The organism is Pseudoalteromonas sp. TAE79 (assembly GCF_000498015.1).
Lineage (GTDB): Bacteria > Pseudomonadota > Gammaproteobacteria > Enterobacterales > Alteromonadaceae > Pseudoalteromonas.
The window spans coordinates 1-14,694 of sequence record NZ_AUTL01000073.1 but is presented as its reverse complement, the minus strand read 5'-3'; the positions used below and the strand labels follow the sequence as shown (position 1 = coordinate 14,694).

The following is a 14,694-nucleotide window of genomic DNA, read 5'->3' as shown; positions in this document are numbered from 1 at the left end:
TGAACCCAGACCATATTTTATAACGAGTATGTTTAGAAAACGGCTATTTCACGGTAAACTAACGCCACTTCCCTTTAAGAAAGATCAGTATGGCACGCATTTTTTACTCATTCGCATTAATTATTATTAGCCCACTGATTGTATTTTATCTCTATATTTTACGAGGTAAAAAAAACCAAGGCTATCGTGCACACTTTAAAGAGCGCTTTGGGTTTGTCGGTAAGTCTTTATTTACGGTTAAAACTAAACCTTTAGTTTTTCATTGTGCTTCTGTTGGTGAGGTACTTGCCGCAACGCCACTCATTAAAGCTTTGCAAAAAGTGCATCCAAATTTAAATATACTTATAACCTGTAATACTCCAACAGGCAGAGAGCAAATACTTAACCAGTTCAAAAACTCTGTGGCGTGTAGCTACTTACCAATCGATTTTCCGTTTGCGACAGCCCGATTTTTAAAGCGTATAAAGCCACAAGCATTATGTATTTTAGAAACAGAGCTATGGCCAAATTTAATGGCGATAAGTCACAAAAAAAATATACCGGTACTTGTTATCAATGCAAGACTCTCTGAAAAGTCACAGCAAGGCTATCAAAAGGTCGCTAAATTAACGCATATTATTATGCGCTCAATTACGGTACTTGCGAGTCACAATAAAACAGATGCTAAACGTTTTATAGAGCTTGGTCTTGAGACTTCGAAAAGCCATGTAACAGGCTCTATAAAATTTGATATAACACCAAGTGAAGAGCAATTAGCTAAAGTACTCAACCTTAAACAGCTTTATAACAGTAATGAAGACAATAACGATGAACGCTTTGTATGGGTGGCAGGCTCAACACATCCTGTTGAGCATGAGCTGGTACTTTTAGCCCATCAAGAGTTACTAAAAAAGCAACCTAATGCATTACTTATAATTGCCCCGCGCCATCCAGAGCAATTTGACAAAGTGGCAGAGCTTTTAACGCAAAGCCCACTTAGCTTTAGCCGTCGTAGCCAAAATAACTACAACAATGAACAAGTACTTCTTGCTGATACGCTTGGTGAATTACAGTGTTTATATGGCGCTGCAAACGTGAGCTTTATTGGTGGCAGCTTAATTCGCAGAGGTGGGCATAACCCACTGGAATCAGCAGCGTTTTCAGTAGGTGTAATAACAGGCCCACACACATACAATTTTGACCATGTTTATCCCGAGCTAACAAAGCTCAAAGGTGCTGTAGTGGTTGATAGTAACGACGAACTCGCAAAGCAGCTTATAACGTTTAGCCAAAACACAAAAGCGTGCCAAACCTTAGGTATTAAAGCTGCGCAATGCGTAACTAAGAACCAAGGTGCTATACAAAAAACACTTACCATTATTAATCAATATTTAGAGCCAAAACCGTGACCAACATAGCTATAAGCCAAACCCGCGAATGGGTATCATCTGTTATTGTTAAATATAACTTTTGCCCGTTTGCTCGAAAAGAAGTAGAAAATAACTGTATTCATTACATAGTAAGTCCAGCAGCAAGTGTGGATGATGCTGTAATGGATATGCTTGAGCAATGTGTTGAGCTTGACCGTGAACCAGAGCGCGAAACAACCCTTATCATGTTTGACAATGGCTTTAGTGACTTTGAAGACTTTTTAGACTTGGTCGATTTAGCTAATGCACTTTCAGTCGCGCAGGGCTTTGAAGGTAAGTATCAAATCGCTAATTTTCACCCAGATTATGTATTTGCCGACAGTGATGAAACCGATGCCGCAAACTACACAAATAGAGCGCCCTTTCCTACATTGCATTTAATCCGCGAAGCAAGTATGAGCGAAGCACTTGATAGTTATAACGAGCCTGAATCTATTCCTGAGCATAATATAAATCTAGCAAGGCGTAAGGGGATTGATTTTTGGCAGCAGTTACTTGAAGGCTGTAAAAAACCGAGCGCTTAAATGCTCGGTTTTATTTTGGTTTGTAAAAAAACTTTTGCAAAACAAGTAATACCTAAGCTTATTTTTTAACCCAATTACCATTTACTTCAACGTAATGACCACTTTGGGTTTTTTCAATTGTTTTAGCGGCAGCAAGCGCTTCTACTTGTGAAAGTGACAAGTTATTCTTTTTAGCGAGCTTTAAGTACTGCGCTTTACGCTTTGCATTTATGTCATCAACAACGGCTTTTGCTTCTGCGTTTTGTACAACAAGCCCTAAATAACCAGAGCTATCCTCACCTACTAAACCTTGGTTTTTAGCGTCATCAAGGCTAATAGCCCACGCAGAGAACGACATACATACTGCACTAACTAACGTAATAATGTTTAATTTTTTCTTCGTATTCATGTTCTAGCTCCTTAAAATAACTCACTGTCGTCACTAAATAAATTGTCGAGTTCTTTATCTACTTTTACGCGAATTTCGTGATCGACCTTCACATTTAAATTAATAGTAATGGGCTCTTTAGCAGACACCTCAACACGATGCGTGCAAGCACTTAGTGCACTAATAGCACCCAGAGCGAGCAGTACTTTTATCAATAACGACTGTCTCATTATTAGTTTCCTTTTTGTGAGTATTGTTGCTCAACTTTTTGTGTAATTTCGTCACTTAAACGTAGTGCGCGTAAAAGTGTAAATACGTTTTCTTCGTGGTTATAATTAAAGTTAACCTGCTGCTGCTCTGCTTTATTATAGCCTTGCAAATTAACCCCTAGTTTTAACCAACCATCATTTTTTAGTGCCACACTGCTATTAAGTTTTTGAATATCTAAATTAGTTAATAGCCCTAAAACAGGTTGTAACTCTTGCTGTTGCTGCATTACTGAATCAAAAGCGGCATTATTGGTGATTTTTAAATTACCTGTTCCTTGGCTAAATAAACTACCGTCAATTATTTCAATTTTTCCACTATCAAAATGGACAGGTAAAGACCCCGCCAAGCGCCCCGTTAATACAATGCCCGACTTATCGTCGAGTGTAGCGAGTTTACTTGCATCAATGTTTTCAAACTTAACATTTGCAACTTGGTTTGGCTTCCCTATTGTGTAGGTATCTAACGAAAATTCGCCACCAAACACACTTCCTTTTACATCATTTATAAGCGCGGTATTGTTATTAACTTGCCATTGACCTTCAATCGCTTTAACTACAGCACCCGCTCTAAACTCATTTAAATTAAAGGTAGTTGGTTTTACATTAAGCTTACCTGAATTATATTCCCCGCTAAATACACTGTTTAAATCACTCGCAAGGTAATCATTATACAGTGCACTTGTATGACTAATCCCCATATTGAACGATGCATTTTGTAAGTTTACATCGCCACTAATATAGCCATTAAATTCGCCCTCTGTTAGTTGTGCAAGTGGCTCAAATTGCCTAATAAGCGCATTTAACAGCAGCGTACTTTGTTCAGGAATAATGACTTCAAACGGATGAGCTTGCGACGACATATGATGATTTACAACTAACTCAACATTGTTTATAAATGCGTGATGCGTGGCTTTTAGTGCACGGCTTTGCAAGCCCGTAGACTCTACTTTTATATTATTAAGTTTTATGTCGGGGCTATTAACAGCCTTTATATTCGTTTTTGCTGTTAGATCAGCAAATAACTCACCTACGCCTAAATTAGCATTTGCTGTTAATTTGTTACTTATATCTGTGACTTTAAATTCTTTATATTCTGCGCTTTTTAATTGCTGCGTTAACGCTACCTCTGCGTTTAACTGTTTATCCATTTTTGCTGTTAAATCACCTTGATATTGCACTGTACTTATATCAAACGCATCTACACTATTAAGCGTTAATTTAGCATTTATAAGCCCAATTGGTTTTGAGTCTATAAACTCACTTATATTAAAGTGACCACTAAGGCTAAGCCCATTCGCTGTTGCAGGTGCAAACTCAGGCAAGTCTTCAAGCATAACGGCGTAGTCGCCTTTAATCACAGCGCCAGATAACTGAGCATTAACGCTAATATTATTTATATCGGGTGTATTTATTTGAGCTGATAAATTTGTCTGTAAGTACTCAAGTGGAGATGTAATATTTAGTGTTGTATCTGTTATTAAAAAATCGAATAGCTTATCGCCTTCACTCACCAAATTAATTACAGGTACACTGAGTTCACTACCCTCTAAGCGAATTGATTGAGGGAGTTTAAGTTGCCAATTTAAAGGAACTTGTTTGCTAAAAAAGCCTGCATATTCACTCGGTGGAATTAACTCAGTACAGCTTGGTGTTAGATTAATTTTGTTATTAAGCAAATCGGTATTAAACATTAACGCTTGGCTATTTAAATTAAAATGAGTCGCCAGTTTACCAGTGGTTAATACGTTAATCTGGCACTGCTGATTTGTATGAGAAAACTCATACGTGTGAGCAAACTGGGAGCTAATATCGCCATTTAATTCAAGCTCTATACCGTCAAAGCTAAACGCTTGCTGGGTATTAAAATTAGCATCTGCAATTAATGTATTTTTAGTGTTTATAGCTTGCTTTAAAAGAGTGTTATCAATTTCAAACTGACCACTTACTTTATTAGCAGTCAAAATTGCACTCGCGTTTATATCACCCGTAACATTAAATTTATTTAGTGTGGGTTCTAATATGCTTATTTTAAGTGGCTTATTGAGCTCATCACTTTTTACTACAAGCTGTTTAATATTGATTAATGGGCGGTTTAAGGGAAGTGCTAAATCGAGATTTTTTGCAAGTTGATTAGCATTATCACTTTTAGGGAGTGAATTAACTGTTAGCACTGCATTTTCAATATCTACACGCTTTGTATTTGCAGTAATACCAGTAAGTTGTAATTGTTGATTTTGATAATTTACACACACTTTATCAGCATGAATATTTAGTTCAGACGTAATTGAAAAATCGAGACAACTTAACGTAATGCCTGCTTTTTTAAGCTCAGGCGCTATAGCCCACTGTAATAACGGCAAGCGAAACACATAACTAAGCAGCAAGGTACTTAGCAATAAAACACCAACAATTAAACCAACTCGCTTAAACATACTATCCTTAAATGCTTTGTGCTTTTAGCTAAAACTATACTAATCAAAAAAGGCTGCACAATGCAGCCTTTTTTATTTTACAGTAAGATTATGAATCTAACTTGTATAAACGCAAATGTAATTAACCTACATTTTTACGTGCGTTACGGAACATACGCATCCACGGGCTATCCTCGATCCACTCATCAGGATGCCAAGAGTTGGCAACGCTTCTGAATACACGTTCTGGATGCGGCATCATTACAGTGGCGCGACCATCAGTTGACGTAATACCTGTAATACCTTCTGGAGAACCATTAGGGTTAGCTGGGTACTGCGTAGTAGGGTTACCGTAGTTATCTACAAACTTAACCGCTACAGTGCCGCTATTAAGCGCCGCTTTAGTGGCTGNGCGAGCCAGCCATTCCATCAAAGAACACAGACGGATTCTCTTGTATTTCTACTAAACTAAAGCGTGCTTCAAAACGCTCTGATTTATTAGTTACAAAACGCGGCCAATGTTCAGTGCCAGGGATCAGCTCTTTTAACGTTGATAACATTTGGCAACCGTTACACACACCTAAACTAAAGGTATCTTCACGGTGGAAGAAGTTTTGGAACTGATCGCGTGCCATGTCGTTAAACAAAATAGACTTAGCCCAACCTTCACCCGCACCAAGTACGTCACCGTATGAGAAACCACCACAGGCCACTAAACCTTTAAATTGCTCTAGTGTTAAACGACCTTCTAAAATGTCGCTCATGTGTACATCAACGGCTGCAAAACCTGCGCGATTAAACGCCGCCGCCATTTCTAAATGAGAGTTAACACCCTGCTCACGTAAAATAGCCATTTGCGGCTTAGCACCGGTTGCAATGTATGGTGCAGCTATATCTTCGTTTAAATCAAAGTTAAGTTTTACGTTTAAGCCTGGATCTTTTGCATCAAACTTAGCATCAAACTCTTGCTTAGCACACTCAGGGTTATCACGGCGTGCTTGCATTTGATACGTTGTTTCAGCCCAAATAGTACGAAGCTCAGTACGCGTATGATTAAGTACCGTATTTTCGCCACGGTTAAATATAATCGTATCGTCACTGTTAAGCGTGCCAATGTTGTGACTAATGGCTGCTATACCATATTGTTCAAACACCGCATTTACTGCATCTAAATCAGCATTCGCAACTTGAATTACCGCACCTAGCTCTTCGTTATAAAGCGCTTCAATGTCAGAACCTGTTAAAGCTGCTAAATCAACCGTTACACCGGTATGACCCGTAAACGCCATTTCAGCTACTGTGGTAAATAAGCCACCGTCTGAGCGGTCATGATAAGCAAGTAACTTACTATCAGCCACAAGTGCTTGCATTGCGTTATAAAAGCCTTTTAATAACTCAGGGCTATCAACATCAGGGGTTACATCACCTAATTGCTTATAAACTTGTGCAAGGCTTGATGCGCCCATGCGGTTTTTACCCGCACCTAAATCAACTAATATAAGCGATGTATCGCCTTTATCTGTGCGCAGTTGTGGAGTTACTGTTTTACGTACGTCGTCAACACGACCAAATGCAGTTATAACCAGTGAAAGCGGCGATGTTACTGACTTCTCTTGTGAGTCACCTTCATCTTTCCATGTCGTTTTCATTGACATAGAATCTTTACCTACAGGAATCGTTAAACCAAGCGCAGGACAAAGCTCTTCGCCTACGGCTTTAACAGCTTCATATAAACCAGCATCTTCACCTGGGTGACCCGCTGCTGCCATCCAGTTTGCCGATAACTTAATGTTTTCAAGGCTACCAATATTTGCACAAGCAATATTAGTTAACGACTCTGCCACAGCTAAACGAGCAGATGCACCGTAATTAAGTAATGCAGCCGGAGTACGCTCACCGAGTGACATAGCTTCACCGTGGTAAGTGTCATACGTTGCCGCAGTTACAGCACAGTTAGCAACAGGTACTTGCCAAGGACCAACCATTTGGTCGCGCGCCACCAAACCAGTAACTGAGCGATCGCCGATTGTTATTAAGAATGTTTTTTCTGCAATGGTTGGTAAACGCATTAAGCGCTGCGCTGCATCTGCTGCATTTATTGATGTGATATCCAGCGCTTTGCCAACAACTTGCTTTGACGTTACATCGCGGTGCATTTTAGGTGCTTTACCTAATAATACGTCCAGCGGCAAATCAACAGGGTTATTTTCAAAGTGGCTGTCTGACACCGTTAAGTGAGGTTCAGCGGTTGCTTCACCAATAACAGCGTACTGAGCACGTTCGCGCTTACAAATTGCTTCAAAGCGGTCAAAGTCCTCTACGCCAACAGCGAGTACATAACGCTCTTGTGATTCATTACACCAAATTTCGTGTGGTGCCATGCCTGGCTCATCGTTAGGGATGCTACGTAATTGGAATTTACCACCACGTCCGCCATCATTAACAAGCTCAGGAAACGCATTAGATAAACCACCGGCACCTACATCATGGATGAATGCAATTGGATTTTCGTCACCTAGCTGCCAACATTTATCGATAACTTCTTGGCAACGACGTTCCATTTCTGGGTTTTCGCGCTGTACTGAAGCAAAGTCTAAATCTTCGTTTGACTGACCTGAGGCCATACTTGATGCAGCACCACCGCCTAAACCAATGTTCATTGCAGGCCCGCCTAGCGCAATTAATTTAGCGCCAACAGGAATATCACCTTTTTGAACATGATCAGAGCGAATATTACCTAAACCACCGGCAAGCATAATTGGTTTATGGTAACCACGTACTTCTTCACCGTTATGGCTTGTTACTTTTTCTTCGTAAGTACGGAAGTAGCCTAATAAGTTAGGACGACCAAACTCATTATTAAATGCAGCGCCACCTAGTGGACCTTCTGTCATTATATCAAGTGCGTTTACAATACGACCCGGCTTACCAAAATCGCTTTCCCACGGTTGCTCGTAACCTGGAATACGTAAATTTGATACAGTAAAGCCAACTAACCCTGCTTTTGGCTTAGAGCCACGACCAGTTGCGCCTTCATCGCGAATCTCACCACCAGAACCTGTAGCAGCACCTGAGAATGGCGCAATAGCTGTTGGGTGGTTATGAGTTTCAACTTTCATTAGTATTTCAATGTCTTCTTGATGATACGCATATTCACCTTGCGCATTTGGGAAGAAGCGACCCGCTTTTGAGCCTTTCATTACTGCCGCGTTATCTTTATACGCCGACAATACATTTTCAGGATTTAGCTCAAACGTATTTTTAATCATTTTAAACAGCGATTTTGGCTGCTCTTTACCATCGATTGTCCAGTCAGCATTAAATATTTTATGGCGACAATGCTCTGAGTTCGCTTGTGCAAACATAAACAATTCGATGTCGTTAGGGTTACGTCCTAACTTTGTAAAATTTTCTACTAAGTAGTCTATTTCGTCATCAGCAAGCGCAAAGCCTTGCTCAACATTGGCTGTTGCTAGTGCTTCGCGTCCACCACCTAAAATATCGACAGACGACATTTGGCGTGGGGCATCACTGCGAAACAGCTGAGCCGCATCTTCAAGTTCATTGTGTGTGGCTTCAGTCATGCGGTCGTGCAATAACGCAGTTACTTGTGCAAGTTGTTCTGCGTTTAAATCACCTTCAACATAATAAGCAATACCGCGTTCAACACGGTGAACCTGCTTTAAACCACAGTTGTGGGCGATGTCGGTAGCTTTAGATGCCCAAGGTGAAATGGTACCTGGGCGAGGTGTAACAAGTACAAGTTTGCCAGCTGGGGTATGCTCAGCAATAGTTGGACCGTAAGTTAATAGTTTTTCAAGCTTGGTTTGCTCAGAGCTACTCAACGGCGATGTTAAATCGGCAAAGTGAGCATACTCGGCGTATACGTTAGTGACTGGAAGTTGCGATTGTTGGCAACGCGCTAAAATTTTATTAACTCTGAACTCTGAAAGTGCTGGTGCACCACGAAGGATCAACATAGGTAATTTCATCCGGGGTTAGGGATTGAACGATATTTTAGGCACGCATTATAGTCCAATTAGCATTCAGATTTAACTCAAAATTACGCTTTTCATAAAATTAACTTTTTAGCTTTATTTATAGCCTCTTTTGGTTAATAAAATAAAAGGTAAAGTGACGCGATGGCTTAGTTTTGCTATAACGGTGGCTGGCGAGCTTAAGGGGCACTCAATGTTCAAAGAAAAACTAATAATAATCATTACTTTAGTTATGCTGTTATGTGCATGTGATATGCAAGAGCAGCCAACTCAACTCGCCCAAATAAAAGAACAAAACAAAATACGTGTAGGTACACTTGCAAGTGCTAGTAATTATTATCAAGCCGTTCAAGGTGAACAAGGCTTTGAATATGAGCTATCTCAAGCATTTGCTGAATATCTAGGTGTAGGGCTTGAAATAGTGCCATTTTTTAACTTATCCGATATGTTTGAACGCCTTGAAAGCGGTGATTTAGATTTAATTGCCTCAGGACTTACCTATAATAAAACCCGTGCAGAGCAATACCGTTATGGACCAACTTACAGAACAATCAGCCAAAAGTTAGTTTATAAGCAAGGACGTGTTCGTCCTCGAGAGTTTGCCGACTTAGATGGCAACTTTACTGTTATCGCTAAAAGTAGTCATTCGCTTACTCTGCAAAAAATGAAAAAAAACAATCCAGATCTTACTTGGATAGAAAGCGAAGAGTTTGATGAAGAAGAACTACTTCAAGCAGTTATTGATGGCGAGATTGATTACACACTCGCTGATACACATACGCTATCGTTATTTCGCCGTTATCATCCAAATTTAAGTATCGGTTTTTCTGTTAGTCATAACGACCCGATTGCATGGATACTTAATAAATCAAAAGATGATTCTTTATATTCCTTATTAGTGCCATTTTTTGGCGATATAAAACAGAGTAATCAGCTCTACGTACTTGAAGAAAAATACTTTGGCCACGTGCGCCAATTTAACTATGTAAATACCCTTGCTTATATCGAAGCTATCAAAGAAACCTTACCAACATACCAACCATGGTTTGAACAATATGCTGGTAGCCTTGATTGGCGTTTATTAGCGGCACTTAGCTATCAAGAATCTATGTGGAATCCTCGTGCTAAATCGCCAACAGGCGTTCGCGGTATTATGATGTTAACCCGCAGTACAGCAAAACAAGTAGGTGTTACCAACCGCTTAGAGCCAGAGCAAAATATTCGCGGTGGTGGTAAGTATTTAAGTAAACTGATTAAGCGTATTCCTGATAGAATTCCTCAACCTGATAGAACATGGCTTGCACTAGCGGCTTACAATGTAGGTTGGGGGCACGTTAACGACGCGCGTATAATTACCGAGCAGCAAGGCGCAAGCCCTGATAAATGGGCTGATGTAAAAAAACGCTTACCGCTGTTAATTAAAAAGCGCTATTACCGTAAAACTCGCTATGGTTATGCGCGTGGCGATGTAGCGGTTAAATATGTTGATAATATTCGTCGCTATTACGATGCACTTGTTTGGCTAGATGAGAATAATGCTATTGCTGTAGAACCTGAACCAGAATCAGAACCAATCACAGAGCAGAGTACTGATACCAAGCCAAAGCTAAATGAAGAAAGTGACGAAAAAAGTAACAAAGATGAAGCGCAAACAGGAAAACAACAGCCTATAATTGAGCCCGAACAACCGATTGAAAACAATAACTAAGATTTGTATAGGTATCAGTTTTTTGAGCAAGCCAGTAAGCAAAATTTAAGTAAATTAAATATCTGTTTACTTGTCATCAAATGATCACTAATGTGTATTACTTGTATATTATTATTTTATAAGATATACCCTGCGCCTTTCTCACTCTTGCATTAGGAGAAAACATGCTAAAACGTAGACGCACACAAAGATTAAAACGCAATGTCATTTACTCAACGGCCACACGTCGTCGTGTTATGTTGCGAAAACTACACAAAAAAATCATCTGGCGTCGCCGAATGTTTGCTATGCAGCAAATGGCTGAATCAGAAATAGAGCCAATCGCTAGTTAACTTTAGTTAGGCTTATTTATTTGATCATCACGAGCAGCTTTCTTAGCTGCTTTAATTTGCGCTCTTCTACGTTTAAAAAAATTCGAAATAGTATCCCCGCACTGCTGTGCCAAAACACCACCGCACACCTCAACTTGATGATTTAACTTAGGCTCTTGTAATAAATTCATAATTGAACCCGCAGACCCTGTTTTCGCATCGACTGCTCCAAACACTAAACGCTTTATTCTGCTATGCACTAACAATCCCGCACACATAGAACAAGGCTCTAACGTTACGTATAGGGTGCAATCAATTAAGCGGTAATTGTTAAGGACTTTTCCAGCTTCTCGCACTGCAATCATTTCGGCATGGGCAGATGGGTCATTATCCGTTATTGAGCGGTTATACCCGACTGAAACTAGCTGGTTATCTTTGACTACAATTGCTCCAACCGGAATTTCATCAAGCAGCTCTGCTTGCTTTGCATACAAAAGCGCTTGTTCCATCCAGTAGGAATCATCAAATGGTTCGTTCATTATTTCTACTTAAATAACCTTTTATGCTGTAATTATACCTAGTTAGCACTCTAAAGTGCGCCATTCATTACTTTATTCCAAAAATAAAACAATATTTACCCGTTTGTAATGGCTCACTCGTGCTGATTTACGCTATAATCTCACGCTTTTTTTATTTAGCTCACAACACGGGTAGCAAATGAAATTTCCTGGACGCCGCAGGCATAAACATTATTTTCCAGTGGAAGCCAAAGATCCACTTACCAATCAACTTAACGCAACAGAGCGATTACAACGTAGTTATATTACGGGTATCGATCAGATCGTTGTTGATATAGAGGCAAAAGTTGATCAAGCTTTCCTTGACGAATTTCAACTACGTAGAGGGATGTCGCAAGTTATTGATAGCGATACAACAAACGCCTTATACGATCGTTTAAAATTAAACAATATGGTTGATTTTGAGTTTGCCGGTGGAACCATTGGTAACACTATGCACAACTACTCTGTACTTGCAGATGATCGCTCAGTTTTATTAGGCGTAATGAGCGAAAATATAAAAATAGGTAGCTACGCTTACCGTTTTTTATGTAATACCTCAAGCCGTGTAGACTTAAACTACCTTCAACCAGTTGATGGGCCTGTAGGCCGTTGTTTTACATTAATTGATGAAACCGGTGAGCGTACTTTTGCTATAAGTGCTGGCCTAATGAATCACTTACGTCCTGAATCTATCGATAAAGACCTTATTGAGAATTCATCAGCGTTAGTGATTAGTGCCTATCTTATGCGTACTCAAGGTAGCGAAACAATGACTGAAGCCACTATGCAAGCGGTAAAATACGCTAATGACGCAGGTGTGCCAGTTGTGCTTACACTCGGTACTAAGTTCTTAATTGAACAAGACCCTACTTGGTGGGCAAACTTTGTTGAAAAGCATGTTGATATTCTTGCTATGAACGAAGAAGAAGGTTTAGCTATTACAGGTTTTGAAGATCCTCTTCTAGCTGCTGATAAAGCACTTGATTGGGTAGACTTAGTTATTTGTACCGCTGGCGAAAAAGGCTTATTTATGGCCGGCTACGTAGACGAAAGCTTAAAGCGTGAAACCGAATACCCGTTACTACCAGGCGCCATACCTGATTTTAACCGTTACGAATTCTCACGAGCTATGCGTAAAGATGAGTGTGATCAACCTATCAGAGCATATAGTCATACGGCCCCATTTATGGGGGGACCTGATTCAATCAAAAACACCAATGGTGCAGGTGATTGCGCACTTGCGGCTGTACTACATGATTTGTCAGCGAATGTTTACCATAAGCTTAATGTGGCAAACTCAGCTAAACATCAGCAACAAGCTATTACTTACTCGTCACTATCGCAAATTAGTAAATATGCTAACCGAGCGAGCTATGAAGTATTAGTTCAGCACTCTCCGCGTTTATCTCGTGGTTTACCTGAACGTGAAGATTGTTTAGAACAAGTTTATTGGGAACAATAAATAACGGTGGGAGCAATTATTGCTCCCTATCGATTTCCTAAAAAATAGAAATATCGAGCTTTTTAGATAGCAGTTCTAATGCTGCTATTCCTGCAACGGAGTTACCAAACGAATTAAGCCCCGGAGAATAAACAGCTACAGTAAACTTATTTGGTAACACAGCTAAAATAGTTCCTGACACTCCCGACTTACCTGGCATACCCACTCTGTAACCAAAATCACCGGCAGCATCATATAAACCACTCGTGAATAAAAGCGAATTAAGCTGTTTATTCTGACGACTACTTAAAACACGATTGCCCGATCGATTATCAACACCTTTATTAGCTAAAAAATTATAAGCTTTTGCTAATTCAATACAGTTGAGCTCAATAGAACAAAAGTTAAAGTAAGCCCATAAAACATCATCTACTTCGTTTTCAAAATTACCAAACGATTTCATCAAATGCGCCATCGCAGCATTTCGGTGCCTGAACTCATACTCTGAATTAGCGACTTTTTTATCAATTACTATGCCTCTATTACCAGCTAATAACCTGAAGGTTTCGAGCATAGAATGCATTGGCGCAGATAAGCGGCTGTATAATGCATCACACGTTACAATTGCGCCTGCATTGATGAATGGGTTACGAGGAATCCCCTTTTCAAACTCAAGCTGTGTAAGCGAGTTAAAGGCTGTACCTGAGGGTTCCTTTCCGACTCTATGCCAAAGTTCATCACCATAACGCTGTAGTGCCATAGTAAGTGTCATAACTTTAGAAACTGATTGAATAGTGAAGCGTTGAGAACAATCCCCTGCGCGCACAGTTTCACCATCAGTTGTATAAATAGCGATAGAAAATTGCTCAGGATCGACCTCGGCAAGCGCCGGTATATAATCAGCTACTTTCCCTTGTGATAATAAAGGACGTACTTCATGTGCTATTTCATCAAGCACCTTTTGGTAATCAGCTGTAGGCAATCTAGACCTCTATATCATCATTCATAAAAATTGGATTTTAGCACGCGCGAATAGACGCAACTAGTTTTGTTGTTGAATTTAAAGGGGGATGTTTTTCTTAATTTTAAAAAGCAAAAAAAACGTCACATTGCTGTAACGGGTTTCTCTTAATTAAATCCTAGTAATGTCGTACTGCCCACAGCGGTAGAGAGTCACATAGCAAATGCTACACTATCTTTGTGTCGGGGCGTCCTTCTGCGGGGCTCGCCTTAGAACTATTTTATTTCGCCACTGAGTTCGGCATGGACTATTTACAAAATTCCAAAAAGCATCGAGTAGGGTGAGGCTTATGCCTCATCCCTCTCACAGAACCGTACGTACGGACCTCGTATACGGCTCCTGTACCCTTCACATTTTATCAACTTATTTCCTAAACGCTGATAAAGCAAGCCATCCCGTATTCACTTTTTCTATTGGATATAAACCAAGCTCCTCAAACCATTGGTTTGGCATCGATACACAAGATAAAGGGCTTAGTGAGTTACGCCACGAGTTCATCTTTATGAACTTAAACGGTGGCTTTTTCCCTAACTGCTTTAGTCGTCGATGTAGCCTTGATGGCTTCTTCCACAACCTCAGCTGTATTGCCCTTAGTCTTCGTCTGATCCAACCTGCCAAGGCTTTTAGCTCTCGCTTACAATTGGCTATACTAAAATAATTTACAAAACCGCGCAC

11 protein-coding genes and 1 pseudogene are annotated in these 14,694 nt (G+C 40.0%); 5 read left to right on the top strand and 7 right to left on the bottom strand.

Features of this window, described 5'->3' with window-relative positions:
• Positions 1 to 89 precede the first annotated feature (89 nt).
• Positions 90 to 1,388 (top strand): lipid IV(A) 3-deoxy-D-manno-octulosonic acid transferase, encoded by a 1,299-nt coding sequence (gene waaA, locus L655_RS0102935; protein ID WP_024604039.1) that lies wholly within the window; start codon positions 90 to 92, stop codon positions 1,386 to 1,388.
• A complete protein-coding gene (locus L655_RS0102930; RefSeq protein WP_024604038.1) occupies positions 1,385 to 1,933 on the top strand; it encodes a DUF1415 domain-containing protein in 549 nt (182 codons plus the stop codon). The genes waaA and L655_RS0102930 overlap by 4 nt, the downstream gene beginning before the upstream one ends.
• A gap of 58 nt (positions 1,934 to 1,991) precedes the next feature.
• On the opposite strand, the gene L655_RS0102925 is transcribed toward L655_RS0102930, so the two are convergent.
• From L655_RS0102925 to purL, 4 genes and pseudogenes are all read right to left on the bottom strand, one after another.
• On the bottom strand, positions 1,992 to 2,321 hold the full coding sequence (locus tag L655_RS0102925; protein ID WP_002961068.1) for a YdbL family protein: 330 nt from the start codon (positions 2,319 to 2,321) through the stop codon (positions 1,992 to 1,994).
• A gap of 11 nt (positions 2,322 to 2,332) precedes the next feature.
• Positions 2,333 to 2,530: a YnbE family lipoprotein gene (locus L655_RS0102920; RefSeq protein WP_002961070.1), complete on the bottom strand. Its 198-nt coding sequence runs from the start codon at positions 2,528 to 2,530 to the stop codon at positions 2,333 to 2,335.
• Positions 2,531 to 2,532: 2 nt separating this feature from the next.
• Complete coding sequence (locus tag L655_RS0102915) at positions 2,533 to 5,001, bottom strand: YdbH domain-containing protein (RefSeq protein WP_024604037.1); 2,469 nt, start codon at positions 4,999 to 5,001, stop codon at positions 2,533 to 2,535.
• 121 nt (positions 5,002 to 5,122) lie between these two features.
• Positions 5,123 to 8,960, bottom strand: a pseudogene (gene purL, locus L655_RS01000000124955) (phosphoribosylformylglycinamidine synthase).
• 211 nt (positions 8,961 to 9,171) lie between these two features.
• Between purL and mltF the strand changes: the two are divergent.
• Both mltF and L655_RS1000000127500 read left to right on the top strand, forming a co-directional pair.
• Positions 9,172 to 10,686: a membrane-bound lytic murein transglycosylase MltF gene (mltF, locus tag L655_RS0102905; protein ID WP_024604036.1), complete on the top strand. Its 1,515-nt coding sequence runs from the start codon at positions 9,172 to 9,174 to the stop codon at positions 10,684 to 10,686.
• Positions 10,687 to 10,850: 164 nt separating this feature from the next.
• Positions 10,851 to 11,018 carry a hypothetical protein gene (locus tag L655_RS1000000127500; RefSeq protein WP_007584688.1) on the top strand — a complete coding sequence of 56 codons (168 nt, stop codon included), beginning with the start codon at positions 10,851 to 10,853 and terminating at the stop codon, positions 11,016 to 11,018.
• Between the two features lie 2 nt (positions 11,019 to 11,020).
• On the opposite strand, the gene tadA is transcribed toward L655_RS1000000127500, so the two are convergent.
• Positions 11,021 to 11,536 carry a tRNA adenosine(34) deaminase TadA gene (gene tadA / locus L655_RS0102895; protein WP_010554384.1) on the bottom strand — a complete coding sequence of 172 codons (516 nt, stop codon included), beginning with the start codon at positions 11,534 to 11,536 and terminating at the stop codon, positions 11,021 to 11,023.
• A 178-nt stretch (positions 11,537 to 11,714) separates the two neighbouring features.
• Here tadA and L655_RS0102890 point away from each other — a divergent pair, with 178 nt between their 5' ends.
• Positions 11,715 to 13,019, top strand: coding sequence for an inosine/guanosine kinase (locus L655_RS0102890; protein ID WP_024604035.1), 1,305 nt, complete (start codon positions 11,715 to 11,717; stop codon positions 13,017 to 13,019).
• Between the two features lie 37 nt (positions 13,020 to 13,056).
• Here the strand turns inward: L655_RS0102890 and glsB are convergent, their stop codons facing one another.
• Together glsB and L655_RS0102880 are read right to left on the bottom strand one after the other, a co-directional pair.
• A complete protein-coding gene (gene glsB / locus L655_RS0102885; RefSeq protein ID WP_024604034.1) occupies positions 13,057 to 13,980 on the bottom strand; it encodes a glutaminase B in 924 nt (307 codons plus the stop codon).
• A gap of 402 nt (positions 13,981 to 14,382) precedes the next feature.
• Positions 14,383 to 14,694: group II intron maturase-specific domain-containing protein (locus L655_RS0102880; RefSeq protein WP_024605253.1), on the bottom strand; the 312-nt coding region annotated here is incomplete at its 5' end.

Bases quoted from the DNA above. Each gene is read 5' to 3' on its own strand.
- waaA (WP_024604039.1), top strand. From the start codon at position 90: ATGGCACGCATTTTTTACTCATTCGCATTAATTATTATTAGCCCACTG.
- L655_RS0102925 (WP_002961068.1), bottom strand. From the start codon at position 2,321: ATGAATACGAAGAAAAAATTAAACATTATTACGTTAGTTAGTGCAGTA.
- L655_RS0102920 (WP_002961070.1), bottom strand. From the start codon at position 2,530: ATGAGACAGTCGTTATTGATAAAAGTACTGCTCGCTCTGGGTGCTATT.
- L655_RS0102915 (WP_024604037.1), bottom strand. From the start codon at position 5,001: ATGTTTAAGCGAGTTGGTTTAATTGTTGGTGTTTTATTGCTAAGTACC.
- mltF (WP_024604036.1), top strand. From the start codon at position 9,172: ATGTTCAAAGAAAAACTAATAATAATCATTACTTTAGTTATGCTGTTA.
- L655_RS1000000127500 (WP_007584688.1), top strand. From the start codon at position 10,851: ATGCTAAAACGTAGACGCACACAAAGATTAAAACGCAATGTCATTTAC.
- tadA (WP_010554384.1), bottom strand. From the start codon at position 11,536: ATGAACGAACCATTTGATGATTCCTACTGGATGGAACAAGCGCTTTTG.
- L655_RS0102890 (WP_024604035.1), top strand. From the start codon at position 11,715: ATGAAATTTCCTGGACGCCGCAGGCATAAACATTATTTTCCAGTGGAA.